This is a genomic window from Streptomyces sp. NPDC002643, from assembly GCF_053592555.1.
This window is the reverse complement of the sequence record NZ_JBSFVY010000016.1, coordinates 211566-232131: the sequence shown is the minus strand read 5'-3', so window position 1 is coordinate 232131 and position 20566 is coordinate 211566. Positions and strand designations below refer to the sequence as shown.

Sequence of the window (20566 nt, the reverse complement as noted above, 5' to 3'; positions counted from 1 at the left end):
CGTACAGCCGGCTCAGCAAAGTTCACGCCATCCAACCCCCGAGCAGTACGTCCGCCTGCGACGGACTGACACACCGGCCCGGCCCCGACCCACCCCCACACCCCCACACACCCCCACCCCCCACGCACCCCCCGCCTGCCCGACAATGGCCAAGTGAGCAGCCCACCAGACCCCACCCCCCTCACCCCCCGGCTGCCCTCCCCCCTCCAGGAAGCGAACGACCCCCGCTTCGCCCGCCACGGCGTCCGCCTCCTCCTCAAGCGCGACGACCTCATCCACCCCCGCCTCATCGGCAACAAGTGGCGCAAACTCGTCCCCAACCTCCACGCGGCGGCCGGCCGCCCCCTGGTCACCTTCGGTGGCGCCTACTCCAACCACCTGAGAGCCACAGCCGCCGCAGGCCACCTCCTCGGCCTCCCCACCATCGGCATAGTCCGAGGCCAAGAACTGGCCACCCGCCCCCTCAACCCGTCCCTCACCCGCTGCGCAGCCGACGGCATGCGCCTCCACTTCATCGACAGATCGACATACCGCCAAAAATCAGACCCTCCCACCCTCGCCACCATCCTGAAAGCCGCGGATGCCGAGACCGCCCACGTTGTCCCCGAAGGCGGCAGCAACCCCCTCGCCGTACAGAGCTGCCAAGCCCTGGGCAAGGAACTCCACGACCAGGCCGACATCGTCGCCATCGCCTGCGGCACCGGCGGCACCCTCGCCGGCCTGGCAGCGGGCCTCGCCCCCGACCAGCGCGCCCTGGGCATCCCGGTCCTCAAAGGCGGCTTCCTCGAAGAGGAGATACGCCACCTACAACAACGCGCCTTCGGCGCCCCCACGGACAACTGGCACCTGGACCACCGCTTCCACTGCGGCGGCTACGCCCGCACCACCCCCGAACTGCACGCCTTCGCAACCGACTTCGAGGCCCGCCACGCCGTCCCCGTGGAACGCCTCTATGTCGCCAAGCTGCTCCATGGACTGCTCACCCTCACCGAGGAAGGCGCGTTCACCCCAGGCACCACAGTCGCCGCGGTCATCACAGGAAGCCCGTTCTCGGAGTAACCCGCATCCCTCAGAACAACCCACATCCCTGAGAACAACCCGCACCCCTGACACCCAACGCACTCCCGAGCACAACACCCACCCCCCCTTACGACGAAACCTCCCGATAGGCCGCCGCCTCCTCCAGATCCAGCCGCCGCAGCAGCGTCCGCAGCATCTCGTCGTCCATGTACTGCCCGTCCCGCAACCGCACGAACACCTCGCGCTCGGCGCCGATCATCTCCCTGGACAACCGGCTGTAGGTGTCGTCGACGCTCTCCCCGGTCACGGGGTTCACCGCCCCGTGCCGCTCCCACACGGCGTTCCGCCTCCGCTCCAGAACGGCCCGCAGCCGATCGACCAGCGGCGGCGGCAGCGCGTTGCGCTGGTCCTCCAGCAGCTCTTCGAGCCGCGCCTCGGCGGCCCGGGACGCCTGCGCCTGGGCATTCGCCTCGGCGAGGGTCTCGGCCTGCTGATCCCGCCCCGGAAGCCTCAGCACACGGATGAGCGGCGGCAGGGTCAACCCCTGGATCGGATCGTCCTCCCGCTCCCGAATCCGCGTGGACATCATCCGCGGCAGGAACGTAGCCGGATACACCCACACGAACCGCGACACGACCACCACGAGGAACACCGCGACCGCGTACCAGGTGGCCTGGCCCGCACCCCCTCGTACTCGCCGAGCCCCTCCAGCACCACCTGCGACTGCAGCCCGATGAGCGCGAAAACGGCGGACTCCAGCAGGAAGTCGACCATCTTCCAGACGGCCTCCTCCTGGAGGCGGGTCGCGAAGTCGACCTGCCAGTTGCGGTAGCCGAGATACAGCCCGACGACGACCACGGCGAGCACTCCGGAGGCGTGCACCCACTCGGCGAGGCCGTACGCGACGAACGGGATCAGCAGCGAGAGCGTGTTCTGGAGCAGCGCCTCCTTCAGATGGGTCCGCAGCCAGTGGATCGGCATCAGCAGCAGCCCCACCGCGATTCCGCCCACCGCCACCACCAGGAACTCCGCGATCCCGCCGGGCCACGGCGGTCGCCGCGACGGCGTCCGGCGGCGCCACGACGGCGCCACGACGGCGCCGAGGACGAGCGCGGCGGTCAGCGGCAGCCCGGGCACGATCATGTACGCGGCCCAGCCGACGGCGAGCGTCGCGAAGAGCACGTATCCGACCGACAGCAGTGCCACGGGCCGGAGTTGGGCGCGCAGATCGAGGTAGGAGCTGTCGGTGGCGGCGGTGCAGAGCAGCGGCGGCAGGATCGGCGGCAGCACGATCTCGGGGTCGAGCTCGTACGCCGGGACCCCGGGCAGATACGACACCACCAGCCCCACGGTGACCAGCAGCAGCGGAGCGGGACCGGCGTCCGCCGGGGTTTGGCTGCGCCCCATCAGTCAGTGGATGAGGCTGCGGTGGCGGCGTACCCGGCATGTCCGGTCCGCCGCCATCCGCCAGAAGCGGTGTCGCGACCTGGCCATCTTGGTCTCCGCTCTCCGCTTGCGGAGGACCGCCGACTCTCACGAGTCGAACGTTTCTGCTTCACAGCCCGCAGCCACCCCGAACAAACGGTGAAGGACGGTGTACCGCCCAGTGGGCTTACGCAAGCTCCGCAGACCTGACTTCCCGCCGACCCGGCGGTAGGTGCAACCAAACGCGGCGCGTAGACTGCACACAGTCACCGTAGCAGGGATCGAATGCCCCAAATACCTCGGACCGCTCCCACACCGCACGGGAACCATGTCGGCATGCGATTCGTCGAGGTAGGCGGGTGACAAGTTCGGCAGTCCGAGCCCGTACGCGAATGACAAGGTTCGGCGGTCCGGCGCCTGGGTACGTCAATCCGGCGCGTGCTCTTCCTATTTGAGGCCCGCAGACCTCTAGCCACCGAGCGTATTCATAGGCTTACTATGAGTGACAGCAGGGGGTTGGGTCCCCGGGACCTTGAGGACACGGCACTTGGGAGCGCGATAGCGTCACCGCTGAACCACGTAGCGCGTTACCCCGAGGGGCGACCCTCGGCCCCTGAAACAGCTTGTACCACCTTGGAGGTGAGGGTGTCCCAGATCGCAGGCGAGCCCGGGACCCAGGACTTCGTGGAAGTCCGGCTGCCGGCCGCGGGTGCCTACCTGTCGGTGCTGCGTACGGCGACAGCCGGCCTCGCGGCCCGTTTGGACTTCACCCTCGACGAGATCGAGGATTTGCGCATCGCGGTCGACGAGGCGTGCGCGATCCTGCTCCAGCAGGCCGTGCCCGGCTCGGTGCTCAGCTGTGTCTTCCGCCTTGTCGACGATTCGCTGGAGGTCACGGTCTCCGCCCCAACCACGGACGGCCACGCCCCCTCGCGCGACACCTTCGCCTGGACCGTGCTGTCGGCCCTGGCGGGCAAGGTCTCCTCCGCGGTCGCCGACGACAAAACCGTTTCGATCAGCCTCTACAAACAGCGCGGCGCGGGACCCGGGCCGGCGTGAGGAACGGGGACGGGCCGGTGCGGGACGAAGAACGCGGCACACGGGAACTTCCCGCGAAGGATGTCGGCGAGCCGAGCGGACATCTGGCGGACGGCGTCGACGGCATCCCCGAGCAGGCCCGGCCGCACCCGGAGGACGAGTCCTCGGCGGCGGTCGGAGCGGCTCGGTGGGCGGTGCCGGCCGACGACGCGGAGTGCGAGGCGCCCTCCGGCGGGCAACGAGATCCGGAGGGTGCCGTACGGAGCACCACGTCCTCACGAGGGCGAACTGGGGCCTCCCCCGCTCGACCCGAGTCGAGAGCTGGGGGAACGGTGACGGCGGGCGGGACTATGAGCGAGCACGAGCGACACGACGAGCTGAACGCGCTGAGCGTGCGCGGCACCCAGCACGACCTTCAGGACCGCAGCGGGGCGCGTGCCCTGTTCGTCCGGCTGCGCTCCCTGAAGGAGGGCAGCGCGGAGTACGCGGAGCTGCGCAATCAGCTGGTCAGGATGCATCTGCCGCTCGTCGAGCACCTCGCGCGCCGCTTCCGCAACCGCGGTGAGCCCCTCGACGACCTCACCCAGGTCGCCACGATCGGTCTGATCAAGTCGGTCGACCGCTTCGACCCGGACCGCGGGGTGGAGTTCTCCACGTACGCGACCCCGACGGTCGTCGGCGAGATCAAGCGTCACTTCCGCGACAAGGGCTGGGCGGTACGTGTCCCACGCCGCCTCCAGGAGCTTCGTCTCGCCCTGACCACGGCCACGGCGGAGCTGTCCCAGCAGCACGGCCGCTCCCCCACGGTCCATGAGCTGGCCGAGAAGCTGGCCATCTCGGAGGAAGAGGTCCTGGAGGGCCTGGAGTCCGCCAACGCCTACTCCACCCTGTCCCTGGACGTCCCGGACACCGACGACGAGTCCCCCGCGGTCGCCGACACCCTCGGCGCGGAGGACGAGGCCCTGGAGGGCGTCGAGTACCGCGAGTCCCTGAAGCCGCTCCTGGAGGACCTCCCCCCGCGCGAGAAGCGAATCCTGCTGCTCCGCTTCTTCGGCAACATGACCCAGTCGCAGATCGCCCAGGAGGTGGGCATCTCCCAGATGCACGTGTCACGCCTCTTGGCGAGGACCCTGGCCCAGCTCCGGGAGAAGCTCTTGGTGGAGGAGTAGGACGCACGACGGCGATTTGACGTGCCCGCTGTTCAGTGCTGTGGGCAATCGTTCCGCAGGGCAATGGGGGTACCGCCTGCGGTGGGGCCCCTCCCGCTCGAACGAAGCTGAGAGTGGGGGAGAAGCCGAGCGTGGGGGAGGGTGGGCACAGCCTGCAGCGCCGGGCGCCCACTCAACCCAGTCCAAGTACAGCTACCGCTGAGTCTCGTCCGCTCGCCCCGGCCCCGTGATCCCCAGGGCCTGGGTCGTAGCGGGATTGATCAGCAACACCAGCGCGGCCACGGCCACCACCCCCAGCGCGATCCCCGCCGGAATCGCCACACTGTCGGCCCGCAGCAGGTTGTACGCCACCGGCAGCGCCATGATCTGCGTGATCACGGCCGGCCCCCGGCTCCAACTCCGCCGCGCCAACAACCCCCGCGCGGCGATCAGCGGCAGCAGGGCGAGCGCGATCAGCGTGACGCCCCCGGTGACCCCGCTCGTCCTGTCGTCGGAGTCCCCGGTGAGCCCCAGCACGAGCATGGCCCCGCCCGCGACGACCAGGGCGACCCCTTCCAGCATGGCCAGCGCCGCCGCGGCGGTCAGCCGCCCGGGACGGGACCCGACGGCGTCGGAGGTGTCGGAGGTGCCCGGCGTGGAATTCTGCTCAGCGCTCACCCCTGAAGGGTAGCGAGCCACCCCCGCGCCCCCGACGTGCTCAGCGTCACTACACCATGTCCGCCCGGATTCGCACCTCGGTGTGGGCCGAGTACCACCCAGTAGGTACCCTGCAGTCCATGCGTGCACTTCTCGTGGTCAACCCGGCGGCAACCACCACAAGCGCACGTACGCGTGACGTGCTGATCCACGCGCTCGCGAGTGAGATGAAGCTGGAGGCGGTGACCACCGAGTACCGGGGCCACGCCAGGGACCTCGCCCGGCAGGCCGCGGAGGGCAAGGACGGCGACGACATCGACCTGGTCGTCGCACTCGGCGGCGACGGCACCGTCAACGAGGTCGTCAACGGCCTGCTGCACCACGGCCCCGACCCCGACCGCCTGCCCCGTCTCGCCGTGGTCCCCGGCGGCTCCACCAATGTCTTCGCCCGCGCCCTGGGACTGCCCAACCATCCGGTGGAGGCCACCGGCGTCCTCCTCGACGCCTTGCGCGAGAACCGCGAGCGCACGATCGGTCTGGGCAAGGCCTCGGGCACCCCGGGTACGGAGGACGAGTCGGTGCCGTCGCGCTGGTTCACGTTCTGCGCCGGCCTCGGATTCGACGCGGGTGTGATCGGCAGAGTGGAACAACATCGGGAACGCGGCCGGAAATCCACACACTCCCTTTACCTGCGTCAGGCATTCCGCCAGTTCCTGGAGGAGCCGCACCGCAGACAGGGCACGATCACTTTGGAGCGGGACGGCGAGGAGCCGATTTCCGATCTTGTGCTGTCCATAGTCTGCAACACGTCCCCGTGGACGTTTCTCGGCAATCGCCCGGTGTACGCGTCGCCTAAGGCCTCGTTCGATAAAGGTCTCGATGTACTCGGTCTCAGCCGGATGTCGACCCCCGCGCTTGCCCGTTATGCCACACAATTGCTCACTTCGTCCCCCGAGCGGGGACCCCATGGCAAGCACGCGACGACCCTGCACGATCTGAGTGACTTCACCTTGCATTCGAAGGCGCCCCTCCCCCTTCAGATGGACGGCGACCACCTCGGACTGCGTACGAGCGTGACGTTCACAGGCGTACGCCGTGCACTGCGTGTGATTGTGTGAGCGGAACGGGCAAAAGTCCTTCCACTCGAACGTTTAGGCAAGGGTCCACCCCATGGAAGTACGGCTGTGACACAGTCGACACCGAGGAATCAAAAAAAACTTTCCGGAAGGGGTTGTATCCGCCGCTGAGGTTTGCGAGTCTCTACGTGGCGCTCGGGACAGCCCGCAACACCGGCTCAAGCAAGCGCCAGAACCCCTCCTCAATCCACAGGACCACACCAGTCCGTCTGGTGATCGGCCCTTCACTTGTTGAGGGATTCGTGAAAGCGTTCACATTCACAAGCAACGTGCATGTAATACCAAGGAGAGGTAGCAGCCATGGACTGGCGTCACAACGCCGTTTGCCGCGAGGAAGACCCCGAGCTCTTCTTCCCCATCGGCAACACCGGTCCTGCGCTGCTGCAGATCGAGGAAGCCAAGGCTGTCTGCCGTCGCTGCCCGGTTATCGAGCAGTGTCTGCAGTGGGCGCTTGAGTCCGGTCAGGACTCCGGCGTCTGGGGTGGTCTCAGCGAGGACGAGCGCCGCGCCATGAAGCGCCGCGCCGCCCGCAACCGGGCCCGTCAGGCATCCGCCTGACATCCCACCCAGCAATAGCCTGAGCTTGGCGGCGCGCACAGCGAGTGCGCTTCTCCCGCCCCCGAGCCGCAGCGCGCAGTGCCCCCGGTGCGCTTAATCAGCCACGAGCCCGAGCCCCGGACCACACGATGGTCCGGGGCTCGGTGCTGTTTCCCGTACGACAGCGGTGATGCCGACGTGGGTGCACCGGCGCAGTACAGGGCTAGTTCTGGGCGCGGACCGGGATGTCGAGGATCACCTGGGTGCCGCGTTCCGGGGCCGGGACCATGTCGAAGCTGCCGCCCAACTCGCCCTCCACCAGCGTCCGTACGATCTGCAGGCCGAGGTTGCCCGAGCGATGCGGGTCGAAGCCCTCGGGCAGGCCGACCCCGTCGTCCTGGACCGTGACGAGGAGACGGGACTCCCGGGTGGTGCCACCGCGTACGGCGGAGACCTCGACGGTGCCGGTGTCGCCCTCGCGGAAGCCGTGTTCGAGGGCGTTCTGCAGAATCTCGGTGAGGACCATGGACAGCGGGGTCGCCACCTCCGCGTCGAGGATGCCGAAGCGTCCGCTGCGCCGGCCGGTGACCTTGCCCGGGGAGATCTCGGCGACCATGGCGAGCACCCGGTCGGCGATCTCGTCGAACTCCACCCGCTCGTCCAGATTCTGGGAGAGCGTCTCGTGCACGATCGCAATCGATCCGACGCGCCGTACGGCCTCCTCCAGCGCCTCCCGGCCACGCTCCGACTCGATACGCCGGGCCTGGAGCCGCAGCAGCGCGGCGACCGTCTGGAGGTTGTTCTTCACCCGGTGGTGGATCTCCCGGATGGTGGCGTCCTTGGTGATCAACTCGCGCTCGCGGCGGCGCAGTTCGGTGACGTCCCGGAGCAGCACCAGCGAACCGATGCGGGTGCCCTTGGGCTTGAGCGGGATGGCCCTGAACTGGATCACCCCGTCGTGGGCCTCGATCTCGAACTCACGGGGAGCCCAGCCGCTGGCCACCTTGGCGAGCGCCTCGTCCACCGGGCCCCGGGTCGGGGCGAGTTCGGCGGTGGTCCGGCCGAGGTTGGCGCCCACCAGGTCGGAGGCGAGGCCGAGCCGGTGGTACGCGGAGAGCGCGTTCGGCGAGGCGTACTGGACGATGCCGTCGGCGTCGAGCCGGATCAGCCCGTCACCCACACGCGGGGCGGCGTCCATGTCCATCTGCTGATTGGCGAACGGGAACGCTCCGGCCGCGATCATCTGCGCGAGATCGGATGCGCTCTGGAGATACGTCAACTCCAGCCGGCTCGGGGTGCGCACGGTGAGGAGGTTGGTGTTGCGGGCGATGACACCGAGGACGCGTCCCTCACGTCGTACGGGGATCGACTCGACCCGTACGGGAACCTCCTCACGCCACTCGGGGTCGCCCTCGCGCACGATCCGGCCCTCGTCGAGGGCGGCGTCGAGCAGGGGGCGACGGCCGCGCGGGACGAGATGGCCGACCATGTCGTCCTGGTACGAGGTGGGGCCGGTGTTGGGGCGCATCTGGGCCACCGAGACATAGCGGGTGCCGTCGTGTGTGGGCACCCACAGGACCAGGTCGGCGAAGGAGAGGTCGGAGAGGAGCTGCCACTCCGACACCAGCAGATGCAGCCACTCCAGGTCGGAGTCGCTGAGCGCGGTGTGCTGGCGTACGAGTTCGTTCATGGAGGGCACGTGTGCGAGCGTACCTGGGGGTATGTGGATGGCCTAAAGACGGTGGGCCGGAAAGGAACACCCGCGGGCCGCGGCGCCTGAGAGGGACCCTCAACCCTCCCGGCACCGCAGCCCGGAGCAACAACGGCCGTGGGGTGTGCGGTCCCGGTCGGCCGAAGGATGAGGAGCCGGAGCAGTCAGGGCAGAGAGCGCCGGTTCCTCGGTCCGCCTTCCTGTGCGGGGAAGACGGAGGTCTGTAGTGCGTGTGCCTTGCGTGCCCTGCACGGGTGCGCCCGATCGCGGACGAACATCGCGGAAAACGGCGCGGATGAACGTTGATCGATCACATGCCCGCACAGGCATTCTTGACTAGACCACTGCGCATGTCCATGCGTTGACGGATGTTGGTTGTTGTGGCTTTCTCCAACATCTCGGCTTCAGTCTCGGCTTCAGCGGGTCTCGGTCACCTTGGCGAGGGCGCGGGGGGCGTCCGGGTCCTGGCCCCGGGCGAGGGTGACCTCGTGGGCGAGCAGCTGGAGGGGGAGGATCTCCAGGACGGGCTGGACCTCCTCGGCGACGCCCTCGGTGGGGAGCACAAAGCCTGCGGACGCCTGTTCGACCTGGCTCCTGGGGCCGATGACGACCAGGTCGGCGCCCCGGCCGCGGAGTCGGTCGAGGACGGGTTGGAGGGCCTTACCGCCCTTGCCGTCGGTGACGACCGCGATCACCGGGGAGACGTTGTCGACCATGGCGAGCGGGCCGTGCAGCAGATCGGCGCCGGAGTAGGAGAGCGCGGGGATGTAGCTGGTCTCCATCAGCTTCAGCGCGGCTTCCTTGGCGGTCGGGTAGCCGTAGCCGCGCGAGGTGATGACCATGCGCTCGGCGAAGCGGTAGCGGGCGGCGAGGGCCCGGACCTCGTCCTGCCGTGCGAGGAGTTGTTCGGCGAGGTCGGGCAGGACGCGGGCCGCCGCGCCGTCGCCGCCGCGCAGGCCCTCCACGAAGAGGTAGAGCGCGAGCAGGGAGGCCGTGTAGGTCTTGGTGGCCGGGAGGGCCCGTTCCGGTCCGGCCATGATGTCGATGTGGTACTCGGACACGGCGGCCAGCGGTGAGTCCGGGCTGTTGGTCACCGCGAGCGTGAGGGCGCCGGCCTCGCGCGCGGCCCGGGTCGAGGCGACCAGGTCCGGGGAGCCGCCGGACTGGCTGACGGTGATGACGAGGACGTCCGTGAGGTCCTGGCGGGCGCCGTACGCCGTGGTCGTCGACATCGAGGTGAGCCCGCAGGGCAGACCGAGCCGGATCTCCAGGAGGTACTTGGCGTACAGCGCGGCGTTGTCGGAGGTGCCGCGCGCGGTGAGCAGCACGAAGCGGGGCCTGCGGGCCGCGATCTCCTCGGCGGCCTGCCGGATCAGGGGCGCCCCCTTGTCGAGAATCCGGCGCAGCACGGCCGGCTGCTCGGCCATCTCCCGGGCCATGACGTGGCCGGGGCGTTCGGTCGGGGGCGGCGGGTCGGTTCGGGACTCCGGTTGGCTCGGGGGCGGCAGGTCGGGAGGGGGTGCGGTCACCGGGGGCTCCTCGGGTGGTGCGCATCGTGCGGGGCGGGACGGGACGAGGGGGCGATACGGGTCTGAGTGGGGTGGGGGCGGGGTGCCCTCCGTCCGTCCATTTGACTCCCCCGGCGTCGTCGGCGCGCGGTCGGGGCGGGATTCGGGACGGCTGCCGTATCGGCCTCAGATCACACTCGTCGCCCCCTGTAGAGGTATGGACCACACTGATAGATTGGTCTAAACCACATTCTTTCCAGATCGGCGGGACCAGCGTGGAAGTTGTCATCGTTCCGGATGCCAAGGCGGGTGGCGAGCTCATAGCCGAGGCGATGGCGGAGTTGCTCCGGCGCAAGCCGGAGGCGCTGCTCGGGGTGGCGACGGGGTCGACCCCGCTGCCGATCTACGAGGCGCTGGCGGCGAAGGTGCGATCCGGTGCCGTCGACGCGTCGCGGGCGCGGATCGCGCAGCTCGACGAGTACGTGGGGCTGCCGGCCGAGCACCCCGAGTCGTACCGCTCGGTGCTGCGGCGGGAGGTGCTGGAGCCGTTGGGGCTCGGCATGGACGCCTTCATGGGTCCGGACGGCACGGCCGAGGACGTGCCGGGTGCCTGTGCGGCGTATGACAGCGCCTTGGCCGAGGCCGGGGGTGTGGATCTGCAGTTGCTCGGGATCGGGACCGACGGGCACATCGGGTTCAACGAGCCGTGCTCCTCGCTCGCCTCGCGGACGCGGATCAAGACGCTCACGCGGCAGACCCGTGTCGACAACGCGCGGTTCTTCGACGGGGACATCGAGCAGGTGCCGCATCACGTGATCACCCAGGGGATCGGCACGATCCTGGAAGCGCGCCACCTGGTGTTGCTGGCGACCGGGGAGGGCAAGGCGGAGGCTGTCGCGGCGACCGTGGAGGGGCCGGTGGCCGCCGTGTGCCCGGCCTCGGCGTTGCAGTTGCATCCACATGCGACGGTCGTCGTGGACGAGGGCGCCGCGTCCAAGCTCAAGCTCGCGGACTACTTCCGGTACACCTTCGCCAACAAGCCCGCGTGGCAGGGGATTTAGCAGTCGCATACCATCCCGCAGCGCAGGGGGTTCGACGGCGCCGCCGCGCCCTCCGTGTTGCGGATGCCCTCGGCGACGCGGGTCCTCAGTCTGGGCGGCGGATGCGCACCGTGCCGGCGTCCAGGTCCAGGTGGAAGGGCGGGTCTTCGGCCGGTCGGACGTTCTTGCGTACGCGTTCCTGCTCCATGGCGCGTTTGACGGCCTGGGCGGCGGGGTCGCCCTCCTGCACGAAGTGGGCGCCGATCGAGGACAGGTTCTTCGTCCTGCGCCAGTAGATCCAGCCCCGGGATTCCATCGCCAGCAGGGCGCGGTCCGCCAGCAACACCGCGAGGGCCAGTACGGCGATCGCTCCCCCGATCCACCACACCATGGCCATCGTCAGCGCCCCCGCCGCAGACGACCGGCCCGGCGGCCGAGGCCCACGTGGTCGTCGTCCGGCGAGGGAAGCGGTGTCTTGCGTTCCGCCTGGGCTCGGATCTCGACGTAGGACTCGTGCGCCGTGGCCCTGAACGCCTCCTCGTACGAGGCCAGGGCCGCGCTCATGGCTCCGCCCGCCAGTCCTCGACGGCGGATGCGTACTGCCAGCCGGATGAAGAGGCCGAGGACGGCGGCGAGCACTCCGGCCGAGATCAGGAACGGTAAGAAGGCATCCATGGGTGGAGGCTACTTCGCCGTTCCTCGCCGCGTCCTGCTTGCGACTCCCGGCTCCCGGCTCCCGGCCCACGACTCCCGGCAGTGCTGCCTGTTTCGTCCTACCCGGCGTCGCCCGTGATGATCTCCGCCGCCGCCCGGCCGCAGACCCGGGCCGCTCCGTGGGTCGCGATGTGGAGGGGGCCCCGGGGCGGGGACTGGGGGATGCCCATCTCGACGACGATCGTGTCGGGGCGGGTGGTGAGGAGCGCGGCGAGGGCCGCGGTCATCCAGGGGTGGCGGTGTTCGTCGCGGACGACGGCGACGATACGGCGGGGGCCGGCGGCCGCCAGGACGGAGGGGCCGGCGTCGTCTCCCGTGAACGTTCCCGTCTCGGTGCCGGGGAGGAGGCGGGAGAGTTCCGCGCCGACGCCCCAGGGGGTCTCGTCGCCGACGGCGATGTTCGCGACCGGGGTGAAGGCCGCGACGTAGACCGCCTCGGTCGGGGGCCGGTAGGCGTCCGGCCCCGCGTACGTCACCGCCAGGGCACGCCGGGCCGCGACTAGACCGATTCCGTCGCGCTCCGAGTCACCGGCGCCCACGACTCCCGTACCCGGGGCTGCCGTACCCCCACCCGCTCCCCCGCCCTCCGACCGTGTCCACCGCCCCAGTGCCCGCACCCGGTCGGCGGCGTCGGCGAGGCGTTCCTCCGGGAGTTCGCCGGAGCGTACGGCGGCGACCAGGGCGTCGCGCAGGCGGCGTACCGTCTCCTCGTCGGCGAGGCCGCCGCCCACGCAGATGGCGTCGGCGCCCGCGTTGAGGGCGAGGACGCTGCCGTGTTCGATGCCGTACGTCGCGGCGATGGCCCGCATCTCCATGCCGTCGGTGACGATGAGGCCGTTGTAGCCCAGTTCGCCCCGGAGGAGATCGGTGAGGATGCCCCGGGACAACGTTGCCGGAAGGTCGGGGTCGAGGGCCGGGACCAGGATGTGGGCGCTCATCATGGCGCGGGAACCGGCGGCGATCGCGGCGCGGAAGGGGGCCAGTTCGCGGGCGTCGATCAGGGCGCGGTCGGCGTCGATGCGGGGCAGGGCGAGGTGGGAGTCGACGGCGGTGTCGCCGTGGCCCGGGAAGTGCTTGGTGCAGGCGGCGACCCCGGCGGCCTGGAGGCCGGTGACGTACGCGGCGGTGTGACGGGCGACCAGGCCGGGGTCGGCGCCGAAGGAGCGGACGCCGATGACGGGGTTGGCCGGGTTGGAGTTGACGTCCGCCGAGGGTGCCCAGTTGAAGTTGACGCCGCACTCCGCGAGGCGGCGGCCGAGGGCGAGGGCGACCTCCCTGGTCAGGTCCACGTCGTCGACCGCGCCCAGGGCGTGGTTGCCGGGGAACGAGGAGCCCGTACGCACCTCCAGCCGGGTGACGTCGCCGCCCTCCTCGTCGATCGCGACCAGGACGTCCTCGTACTCGGCGCGCAACTGGGCGGTCAGCGCGGCCAGTTGTTCGGGCGAGGTGATGTTGCGGCCGAAGAGGCCGACGGAGGCCAGGCCCTCGCCGAGGCGGCGCAGCACCCAGTCGGGGGCGGTGGTGCCGGTGAAACCGGGCTGCAGGACCGTCAGGGCGTCCCGCGTCAGCGTGTCCGAACCGGTGGCGAAAGTCGTCATGACGTGCGGTTATCCCTTCACGGCGCCCGCGGTGAGGCCCGCGGCCATCTTGCGCTGGACGAGGAGGAAGAGCACGACGATCGGCACGGCCATCATCGTGGAGCCGGCCATCATCGGGGCGTATTCGGTGCCGTGCTTGGTGGTGAAGTTGCCGAGCCAGACGGTCGCGGTCTGGTTCTGCTGGCTCATCAGCATCAGGGCGTACAGATACTCGTTCCACGCCTGGATGAAGCCGTAGACCGAGGTCGCCACCATGCCCGGCGCGAGCAGCGGGAAGACCACGCGGAGGAAGGCGGTGGTGCGGGAGCAGCCGTCGACCATGGCCGCCTCCTCCAGCTCACGCGGGATGTTGACGATGAAGCCGCGCAGGGTCCACACCGTGAACGGCAGGATGAAGGTCAGATAGGTGATGATCAGACCGGAGAGACGGTCGTACTGGCCCAGGTCGTTCAGAAGCAGGAAGACCGGGATGATCATCGCCACCAGCGGGACCATCTGGACCGCGAGGATGCCGACGATCACGACCTTCCGGCCGCGGAACGCGAAGCGGGAGATCGCCAGGGCCGCCAGCATGCCGACGACGATGCCGATCACGACGACGGTCAGCGACACGATGAGGCTGCGGCCGACCGGGCCCCAGAAGTCGGCGATGTTCAGGGCGCGGCCGAAGTTGGAGAAGGTGACGGCGGTCGGCAGCAGACTCGGGTCCGGGTCGATGGCGTCCTTGGCCGGTTTGAACGCCGTGTTCAGCATCCAGTAGACGGGGAAGCCGGCAGTCACGAAGACGAGGAGGCCGAGCAGGTTCCAGCCGAGTTTGGACCTCCGGGGACCGGAGACAGTGGCAGTACTCATTCGACCTCTCCGATCTTCAGCATCTGGCGCATGTAGACGCCGATCACGCCCAGCAGCAACACCACGGTCAGCAGGGCGATCGCCGAGCCCTGCGCGTAGTCGTTGACCACGAACGCCTTGTCGTACGAGTAGGTGGTGAGCAACTGGAACTCGGCCTCCGGGTGGCCGCCCCGCATCACGAAGACCTGCGGGAAGACGCCCATGTCCCAGATCACCGAGAGGGTCGTCAGCATCACGACGATCGGCTTGAGGATGGGCAGCGTGACGAAGCGGAACACGCCCCACGCGCCCGCGCCGTCCAGCCGGGCCGCCTCCTCCAACTCCTTGGGCACCTGAGTGAGTCCGGCGCTGAGCGTGATGACGACGAACGGCACCGCGCCCCACACCACGAGCAGCGTGATCACGGCGAGGCCCTCGGGTCCGCTGGCGAACCAGTTGTGGCCGATCATGTCGACGCCGGGGAGCTTGCTGAGCAGGGCGTTGAAGATGCCGTAGTCGGAGTCGAACAGCCACTTGAAGACGGTAGTGGCCACGATGATCGGCATGCCCCAACTGGCCACCAGAGCGATGTTGATGAGCGTCTTCACCCAGCCGGAGACCCGCTGGAGCAGCAGGGCGATCAGCATGCCGATGACCATCGTGAAGACCACGCAGGCCGCGGCGAAGACGATGGTCCGTACGACCACGGCCCAGAACTCGCCGTCCCCGAGCACCTTGGCGAAGTTGTCGAACCCGACCGACTCGGCGGGCTTGAACCCCCACAGCTGCGACTGCCCGAACTCCTGAAAGGAGAGCGTGACCAGCCGAACGAGGGGATACCCCAGCACGAGGGCCAGAATCAACAGACAGGGCGCGAGCAACACCCAGGGAGCGACTGCGCCGCCCGATCTTTTCTTACCGGAGGCCGGTGAGGCGACAGCGGGCGGTCGCGAGGGCACCTGCCGTGGCGGCGGCACCTTGGCAGGGGCGGCGGTCGTATCTGCGGCACTCATGGCGCGCTCCTATAAGCAAGTAGAAAAGGTGGTTCCGGGCAACGCATCACAAGGGCCAGGCATCAATAGGGGCGCGGATAGCGCCCCGCGACAGGCCGCGCAGCGGCCATCAAGGGGCGCGGGGAACTGCGCGACCAGCCACAACGAACCCACAGCGACCCGACAACCCATCGAGGCAACCCCTGATGTCACCCACCAACGAACCGATGTCACCCCCAGGCGGGCCCGGCACCCCCGGCCAAGCCCGCCCGCAGGGCACCCGCACCGTCACTCGTTGTTGATCACCTCGTCGATCGCCGCGTCCGCCTCCGCGGCGGCGTCGGCGACCGACTGCTTCCCCGTCCCGATGCTCTGCAGCATGGTCTGCAGGATCTGCGCCTTCTCGACCTGCCCCCACCCGGGCGCCATCGGCACGAACCAGTTGGACTCGGCCGCCGTAGCCGGCACGGCGGTCGCCGGATCGGACTTCAGCGAAGCGAGGTCCGTCTTGTTGTTGGGCAGGTTGCCCTTCTCCATCAGCCCCTTCTGCCCGGAGGACCCGGCGAAGGCGTTGATCCACTCGGCGGCGACGGCCTGCGCGTCGGACTTCACCGGCACGGCGAGATCGGAACCGCCGAGGAAGACGGGGAGGTTCTTGCCGGACGGGCCGGGCATCACGAAGTTCTCGACGTTCCCGGCGAGCTTGCCGGTCTTGTCGTTCTCCTTGGCGGCGGCCGTGGCGCCCTCCCACGCGGGCGCGAAGATCATCCCGGACTTGCCCTGCCCGTACACGATGTAACGGTCGGACTCGTCCTTGGTCTTGTCGCCGTGCATGTACGTGTCGACGACGTTCTTGAACTCCTCCAGGCCCTTGATGGACTCGGGAGAGGAGAGGTTGGCCTTCCACGTGCCGCCGGACTCGACCGCGATGGAGCCGCCGGCGTCGTAGACGAAGGACATGGCCGCGTACCAGTCACGGGTCGGCTGGTACCAGGCGCTGAACTTGTCGCCCTGCTTCTTCTGCACCTTGTCGAGCGCGGCGGTCAGCTCGTCGTACGTCTTCGGCGCGGACTTGACGCCCACCTCGGCGAAGAGGTCCTTGCGCCAGTTGGCGACCCGGCCGCCGGCGTAGTACGGGACGCCGTAGGTCTTGCCCTCGTAGGTGACGGAGGCCTTCAGGCCGTCCAGCCAGGCGTCGGAGTTGTCGAACTGCGCCGCGTCGACGGGGGCGAAGGCGCCCTTGACCATGTAGGCGAGCATCTCGGTGTTGCCCATCTCGACCACGTCGGGCGCCTTGTCGGTGGCGAGGACGGCGTCGAGCTTGGCGTTCTTGTCCGGCCAGCCGTAGTACTCGTGCTTGATCTTGATGCCGGGGTGCTTCTTCGTGACCGCCGCGTCGGCGGCCTTCACCAGCTCGGGCCAGTTGTTCTGCGCGTCCACCGTGAGCCAGACGGTCAGCTCCTTGGTGTCCGCCGCCGACTCCGAGCTGCCGTTCCCGCCGCCCCCGCACGCCGCTATGGAGATCATCATGCCCGCGACACCGATCGCGGTCGTCAGCTTCCGCTTCACGCCACCCTCCTCAGGGATGCACAACTCCTCAGGGATGCCACCAACCCCCCTGCTCCCCGCGGTGACAGAGATACCGCCCTGGGGCCGGGTCCTGGACCAAAGGTGTAGACCAGTTGGTCGGAGCTTGGCTCAGACCATTCGGTGTGTCAAGGGTGTGCGAACCGGCTCCCACCAGCCGTTATGCGACCTACATATGCAAGAACCTTTATGTAAGAAGGCAGCGAAATCCGGTCGCTTGAGCCACACTCTTCGGGTAGACCACTGCAAGGGCGTGGAGTAGACCAACGAGTGCCCGGTCGGGTGCCCCGCCGTGGACTAGACCAGCGGCGCCTGCGAAGGTATACAGAGGGATCACGCCACGAGGAGCCGGGAAGGCGGAGCATGAGCACCGACGTCAGCAGTGCGGAGAACGAGAACGGGGCGAACGTCCGTACCGCGCGCGTGCCCAAGTACTACCGTCTGAAGAAGCATCTGCTGGAGATGACCGAGACGCTGCCGCCCGGCACCCCGGTCCCGCCGGAGCGCACGCTCGCCGCCGAGTTCGACACCTCGCGCACGACCGTGCGGCAGGCGCTCCAGGAGCTGGTCGTCGAGGGGCGCCTCGAACGCATCCAGGGCAAGGGCACGTTCGTGGCCAAGCCGAAGGTCTCCCAGGCGCTGCAACTCACCTCGTACACCGAGGACATGCGGGCCCAGGGCCTGGAGCCGACCTCGCAGCTGCTCGACATCGGGTACATCACCGCCGACGACACCCTCGCGGGGCTCCTCGACATCACCGCCGGTGGGCGAGTGCTGCGGATCGAGCGCCTCCGGATGGCGAACGGCGAGCCGATGGCCATCGAGACCACGCACCTGAGCGCCAAGCGCTTCCCGGCCCTGCGCCGCTCCCTGGTCAAGTACACCTCGCTCTACACCGCGCTCGCCGAGGTCTACGACGTCCATCTCGCCGAGGCCGAGGAGACCATCGAGACCTCCCTGGCCACCCCTCGCGAGGCCGGCCTCCTCGGCACGGACGTGGGCCTGCCGATGCTGATGCTCTCCCGCCACTCCCTGGACAAGGACGGCCAGCCGGTGGAGTGGGTGCGCTCGGTGTACCGGGGGGACAGGTACAAGTTCGTGGCGCGCCTCAAGAGGCCGCAAGACTAAGTGGGTTGGTTCCCGGTGTAGCGCAACTCCCCCTCCTGTTCTACGTTCCTTGCGTCGCCGCATGGACACGGGAGGCCCCGCTGTGCGTACCGCGAACGTCCGAACCATCGTCGTCTGGGCCCTTGTCGCCCTGGTCGCCGCGGCCGGTTGGGCCGTGCTGGCGCTGGCGCGGGGTGAGGATGTGTCGGCGGCCTGGATGGTCGCCGCCGCCCTCGGCTCGTACGCGATCGCCTACCGCTTCTACGCCCGCTTCATCGCGTACAAGGTCCTCAAGGTCGACCGGACCAGGGCCACCCCGGCCGAACGCCTGAACAACGGCATCGACTTCCACCCCACCGACCGCCGGGTCCTGCTGGGCCACCACTTCGCGGCGATCGCGGGCGCGGGCCCGCTCGTCGGCCCGGTGCTGGCCGCGCAGATGGGCTATCTGCCGGGCACGATCTGGATCATCGCCGGTGTGATCTTCGCGGGCGCGGTCCAGGACATGGTGGTGCTGTTCTTCTCGACGCGCCGGGACGGCCGTTCGCTCGGTCAGATGGCGCGCGAGGAGATAGGCCCGTTCGGCGGGGCCGCCGCGCTGCTCGCCGCCTTCGCCATCATGATCATCCTGCTGGGTGTGCTGGCCCTGGTCGTCGTCAACGCGCTGGCGGCCTCTCCCTGGGGCACGTTCTCCATCGCGATGACCATCCCGATCGCCCTGTTCATGGGCTTCTATCTGCGGATACTGCGGCCGGGCCGGGTCGCGGAGGTCTCGCTGATCGGCGTCGGTCTGCTGCTGCTCGCGCTGGTCGCGGGCCGCTGGGTCGCGGAGTCGTCGTGGGCGGACACCTTCACGCTGGCGCCCTCCACGCTGGTGATCTGGCTGGTGGCGTACGGCTTCATCGCCTCGATCCTGCCGGTGTGGATGCTCCTGGCACCCCGCGACTACCTCTCCACCTTCATGAAGATCGGCACGATCGCGCTGCTGGCGCTGGGTGTCGTCTTCACCCTGCCCACGCTGAAGATGGACGCGGTGACGGACTTCGCCTCACGCGGCGACGGCCCGGTCTTCGCGGGCTCGCTCTTCCCGTTCGTCTTCATCACCATCGCCTGCGGGGCCCTGTCCGGCTTCCACTCCCTGATCTCCTCCGGTACGACCCCGAAGATGATCCAGAAGGAGACACAGGTCCGGATGATCGGCTACGGCTCCATGCTGATGGAGTCGTCGGTGGCCGTGATGGCGCTGATCGCGGCCTCGATCATCGACCCGGGCCTGTACTTCGCGATGAACGCGCCCGCCGGGGTCATCGGCGACACCGTGCAGAACGCCTCGCAGGTGGTGGGCAGTTGGGGCTACTCGATCTCGCCGGAGGAACTGGCCGCCGCCGCGAAGAACGTCGAGGAGGCGACCCTGCTGTCGAGGACCGGTGGCGCTCCCACGCTCGCCGTCGGTGTCTCGGAGATCTTCTCGCAGGTCACGGGCGACGGACTGCGCGCCTTCTGGTATCACTTCGCGATCATGTTCGAGGCGCTGTTCATCCTGACCGCCCTCGACGCCGGCACCCGTGTGGGCCGCTTCATGCTCCAGGACACCCTCGGCAACCTCTACCGCCCGTTCAAGAACGTCAGTTGGAAGCCGGGCCTGGTCATCACCAGCGCGATCGTGTGCGGGCTGTGGGGCTACTTCCTGTGGGTGGGCGTCCACGAACCCCTAGGGGGAATCAACCAACTCTTCCCGATCTTCGGAATCTCCAACCAGCTGCTCGCGGCGGTCGCCCTGGCCGTCTGTACGACACTGCTGGTGAAGTCGGGCCGCCTCAAGTGGGCCTGGATCACCGGGATTCCGCTGGCCTGGGACGCGACGGTCACCCTGACCGCCAGCTACCAGAAGGTGTTCTCCAGCGACCCCCGCGTCGGCTTCTTCGAGCAGCGGAGTGTCTACCAGGCGGGCATCGACCGGGGCGAGGTCATCGCCCCGGCCAAGTCCATGGACGACATGCACACCATCGTCACCAACTCCACGGTCGACGGCGTCCTTTCCGCCGTCCTCGCCCTGCTGATCATCGTGGTGATCGCCGACGCGACCCGGGTGTGCGTCCGGCATGTACGCCGCCCCGCGCTCTCCACACTGAGCGAGGCCACGTACGTGGAGTCGAAGATCGTCGCCCCGGCCGGGCTGTTCCCGACCAAGGAGGAGAAGGAGGAGGCGGCACGTGAGGCGGTCGGTTCTGGGCAGGGCGGTGGGCAGGGCGGCTGACGCGGCCCGGGGCGTGCGCTGGTACGTACGGGAGCTGACCGACGAGTCGGCGTACGACCGCTACGTGGAACATCTGCGCGCACACGCCCCCGACGTGCCGGTACCGTCCCGGCGGGAGTTCGAGCGCATGCGGACGGATCGACAGGAAGCGGACCCCCGTCAGGGCTTCCGCTGCTGTTGAACGGCGCGTCGAACGCCCAGCACCCACACAAATCCGTTATGCGGACAGGGGTTCCGTAAGGCGGAAGCAGTCCCTTAGA

General features: G+C 69.0%; 18 protein-coding genes and 1 pseudogene. 9 read left to right on the top strand and 10 right to left on the bottom strand.

Annotated elements, in window-relative coordinates:
* Positions 1–153: 153 nt before the first annotated feature.
* Positions 154–1059 carry a 1-aminocyclopropane-1-carboxylate deaminase/D-cysteine desulfhydrase gene (locus ACWD4G_RS25230; RefSeq protein ID WP_451297041.1) on the top strand — a complete coding sequence of 302 codons (906 nt, stop codon included), beginning with the start codon at positions 154–156 and terminating at the stop codon, positions 1057–1059.
* 88 nt (positions 1060–1147) lie between these two features.
* Here the strand turns inward: ACWD4G_RS25230 and ACWD4G_RS25225 are convergent.
* Positions 1148–2420: pseudogene (locus tag ACWD4G_RS25225) on the bottom strand (cation:proton antiporter domain-containing protein); the annotation flags it as partial.
* A 670-nt stretch (positions 2421–3090) separates the two neighbouring features.
* Between ACWD4G_RS25225 and ACWD4G_RS25220 the strand changes: the two are divergent.
* Both ACWD4G_RS25220 and ACWD4G_RS25215 read left to right on the top strand, forming a co-directional pair.
* On the top strand, positions 3091–3504 hold the full coding sequence (locus ACWD4G_RS25220; RefSeq protein WP_033525425.1) for an ATP-binding protein: 414 nt from the start codon (positions 3091–3093) through the stop codon (positions 3502–3504).
* 17 nt (positions 3505–3521) lie between these two features.
* A complete protein-coding gene (locus ACWD4G_RS25215; protein ID WP_451297039.1) occupies positions 3522–4652 on the top strand; it encodes an RNA polymerase sigma factor SigF in 1131 nt (376 codons plus the stop codon).
* A 192-nt stretch (positions 4653–4844) separates the two neighbouring features.
* On the opposite strand, the gene ACWD4G_RS25210 is transcribed toward ACWD4G_RS25215, so the two are convergent.
* Complete coding sequence (locus ACWD4G_RS25210) at positions 4845–5309, bottom strand: hypothetical protein (RefSeq protein ID WP_451297037.1); 465 nt, start codon at positions 5307–5309, stop codon at positions 4845–4847.
* Positions 5310–5428: 119 nt separating this feature from the next.
* Here ACWD4G_RS25210 and ACWD4G_RS25205 point away from each other — a divergent pair, with 119 nt between their 5' ends.
* Entirely contained in the window at positions 5429–6406 is a 978-nt protein-coding gene (locus ACWD4G_RS25205) for a diacylglycerol/lipid kinase family protein (protein ID WP_451297035.1), read from the top strand.
* 318 nt (positions 6407–6724) lie between these two features.
* Positions 6725–6982 carry a WhiB family transcriptional regulator gene (locus tag ACWD4G_RS25200; RefSeq protein WP_003992873.1) on the top strand — a complete coding sequence of 86 codons (258 nt, stop codon included), beginning with the start codon at positions 6725–6727 and terminating at the stop codon, positions 6980–6982.
* A gap of 202 nt (positions 6983–7184) precedes the next feature.
* On the opposite strand, the gene ACWD4G_RS25195 is transcribed toward ACWD4G_RS25200, so the two are convergent.
* Positions 7185–8651, bottom strand: coding sequence for a sensor histidine kinase (locus ACWD4G_RS25195; protein ID WP_451297065.1), 1467 nt, complete (start codon positions 8649–8651; stop codon positions 7185–7187).
* A 437-nt stretch (positions 8652–9088) separates the two neighbouring features.
* Positions 9089–10111, bottom strand: a complete 1023-nt coding sequence (locus ACWD4G_RS25190; RefSeq protein ID WP_451297063.1) for an SIS domain-containing protein — start codon at positions 10109–10111, stop codon at positions 9089–9091.
* A 344-nt stretch (positions 10112–10455) separates the two neighbouring features.
* On the opposite strand from ACWD4G_RS25190, the gene nagB reads away from it, so the two are divergent.
* A complete protein-coding gene (gene nagB, locus ACWD4G_RS25185; RefSeq protein ID WP_451297033.1) occupies positions 10456–11241 on the top strand; it encodes a glucosamine-6-phosphate deaminase in 786 nt (261 codons plus the stop codon).
* An 85-nt stretch (positions 11242–11326) separates the two neighbouring features.
* On the opposite strand, the gene ACWD4G_RS25180 is transcribed toward nagB, so the two are convergent.
* From ACWD4G_RS25180 to ACWD4G_RS25155, 6 genes are all read right to left on the bottom strand, one after another.
* Positions 11327–11617, bottom strand: a complete 291-nt coding sequence (locus ACWD4G_RS25180; protein ID WP_451297031.1) for a hypothetical protein — start codon at positions 11615–11617, stop codon at positions 11327–11329.
* A gap of 2 nt (positions 11618–11619) precedes the next feature.
* On the bottom strand, positions 11620–11895 hold the full coding sequence (locus ACWD4G_RS25175; protein ID WP_451297029.1) for a hypothetical protein: 276 nt from the start codon (positions 11893–11895) through the stop codon (positions 11620–11622).
* Positions 11896–11993: 98 nt separating this feature from the next.
* Complete coding sequence (locus tag ACWD4G_RS25170) at positions 11994–13532, bottom strand: glycoside hydrolase family 3 protein (RefSeq protein WP_451297027.1); 1539 nt, start codon at positions 13530–13532, stop codon at positions 11994–11996.
* Positions 13533–13541: 9 nt separating this feature from the next.
* The gene (locus ACWD4G_RS25165) at positions 13542–14384 is read right to left on the bottom strand and encodes a carbohydrate ABC transporter permease (RefSeq protein WP_451297025.1); all 843 of its coding nucleotides are present in this window, start codon (positions 14382–14384) and stop codon (positions 13542–13544) included.
* Entirely contained in the window at positions 14381–15376 is a 996-nt protein-coding gene (locus tag ACWD4G_RS25160) for a carbohydrate ABC transporter permease (RefSeq protein ID WP_451297023.1), read from the bottom strand. The genes ACWD4G_RS25165 and ACWD4G_RS25160 overlap by 4 nt, the downstream gene beginning before the upstream one ends.
* A gap of 267 nt (positions 15377–15643) precedes the next feature.
* Positions 15644–16924 (bottom strand): extracellular solute-binding protein, encoded by a 1281-nt coding sequence (locus ACWD4G_RS25155; protein WP_451297021.1) that lies wholly within the window; start codon positions 16922–16924, stop codon positions 15644–15646.
* 381 nt (positions 16925–17305) lie between these two features.
* On the opposite strand from ACWD4G_RS25155, the gene ACWD4G_RS25150 reads away from it, so the two are divergent.
* From ACWD4G_RS25150 to ACWD4G_RS25140, 3 genes are all read left to right on the top strand, one after another.
* On the top strand, positions 17306–18070 hold the full coding sequence (locus ACWD4G_RS25150; RefSeq protein ID WP_451297019.1) for a GntR family transcriptional regulator: 765 nt from the start codon (positions 17306–17308) through the stop codon (positions 18068–18070).
* Positions 18071–18152: 82 nt separating this feature from the next.
* Positions 18153–20306, top strand: coding sequence for a carbon starvation CstA family protein (locus ACWD4G_RS25145; protein ID WP_451297017.1), 2154 nt, complete (start codon positions 18153–18155; stop codon positions 20304–20306).
* The gene (locus ACWD4G_RS25140) at positions 20263–20487 is read left to right on the top strand and encodes a YbdD/YjiX family protein (protein ID WP_451297015.1); all 225 of its coding nucleotides are present in this window, start codon (positions 20263–20265) and stop codon (positions 20485–20487) included. Before ACWD4G_RS25145 ends, ACWD4G_RS25140 begins: the two co-directional genes overlap by 44 nt.
* Positions 20488–20566 lie beyond the last annotated feature (79 nt).

Excerpts from the sequence above, each read along its gene's own strand:
- ACWD4G_RS25190 (WP_451297063.1), bottom strand. The coding sequence starts at position 10,111 with ATGGCCCGGGAGATGGCCGAGCAGCCGGCCGTGCTGCGCCGGATTCTC.
- ACWD4G_RS25180 (WP_451297031.1), bottom strand. The coding sequence starts at position 11,617 with ATGGCCATGGTGTGGTGGATCGGGGGAGCGATCGCCGTACTGGCCCTC.
- ACWD4G_RS25195 (WP_451297065.1), bottom strand. The coding sequence starts at position 8,651 with ATGAACGAACTCGTACGCCAGCACACCGCGCTCAGCGACTCCGACCTG.
- ACWD4G_RS25160 (WP_451297023.1), bottom strand. The coding sequence starts at position 15,376 with ATGAGTGCCGCAGATACGACCGCCGCCCCTGCCAAGGTGCCGCCGCCA.
- ACWD4G_RS25170 (WP_451297027.1), bottom strand. The coding sequence starts at position 13,532 with ATGACGACTTTCGCCACCGGTTCGGACACGCTGACGCGGGACGCCCTG.
- ACWD4G_RS25200 (WP_003992873.1), top strand. The coding sequence starts at position 6,725 with ATGGACTGGCGTCACAACGCCGTTTGCCGCGAGGAAGACCCCGAGCTC.
- ACWD4G_RS25165 (WP_451297025.1), bottom strand. The coding sequence starts at position 14,384 with ATGAGTACTGCCACTGTCTCCGGTCCCCGGAGGTCCAAACTCGGCTGG.
- ACWD4G_RS25175 (WP_451297029.1), bottom strand. The coding sequence starts at position 11,895 with ATGGATGCCTTCTTACCGTTCCTGATCTCGGCCGGAGTGCTCGCCGCC.
- ACWD4G_RS25150 (WP_451297019.1), top strand. The coding sequence starts at position 17,306 with ATGAGCACCGACGTCAGCAGTGCGGAGAACGAGAACGGGGCGAACGTC.
- ACWD4G_RS25205 (WP_451297035.1), top strand. The coding sequence starts at position 5,429 with ATGCGTGCACTTCTCGTGGTCAACCCGGCGGCAACCACCACAAGCGCA.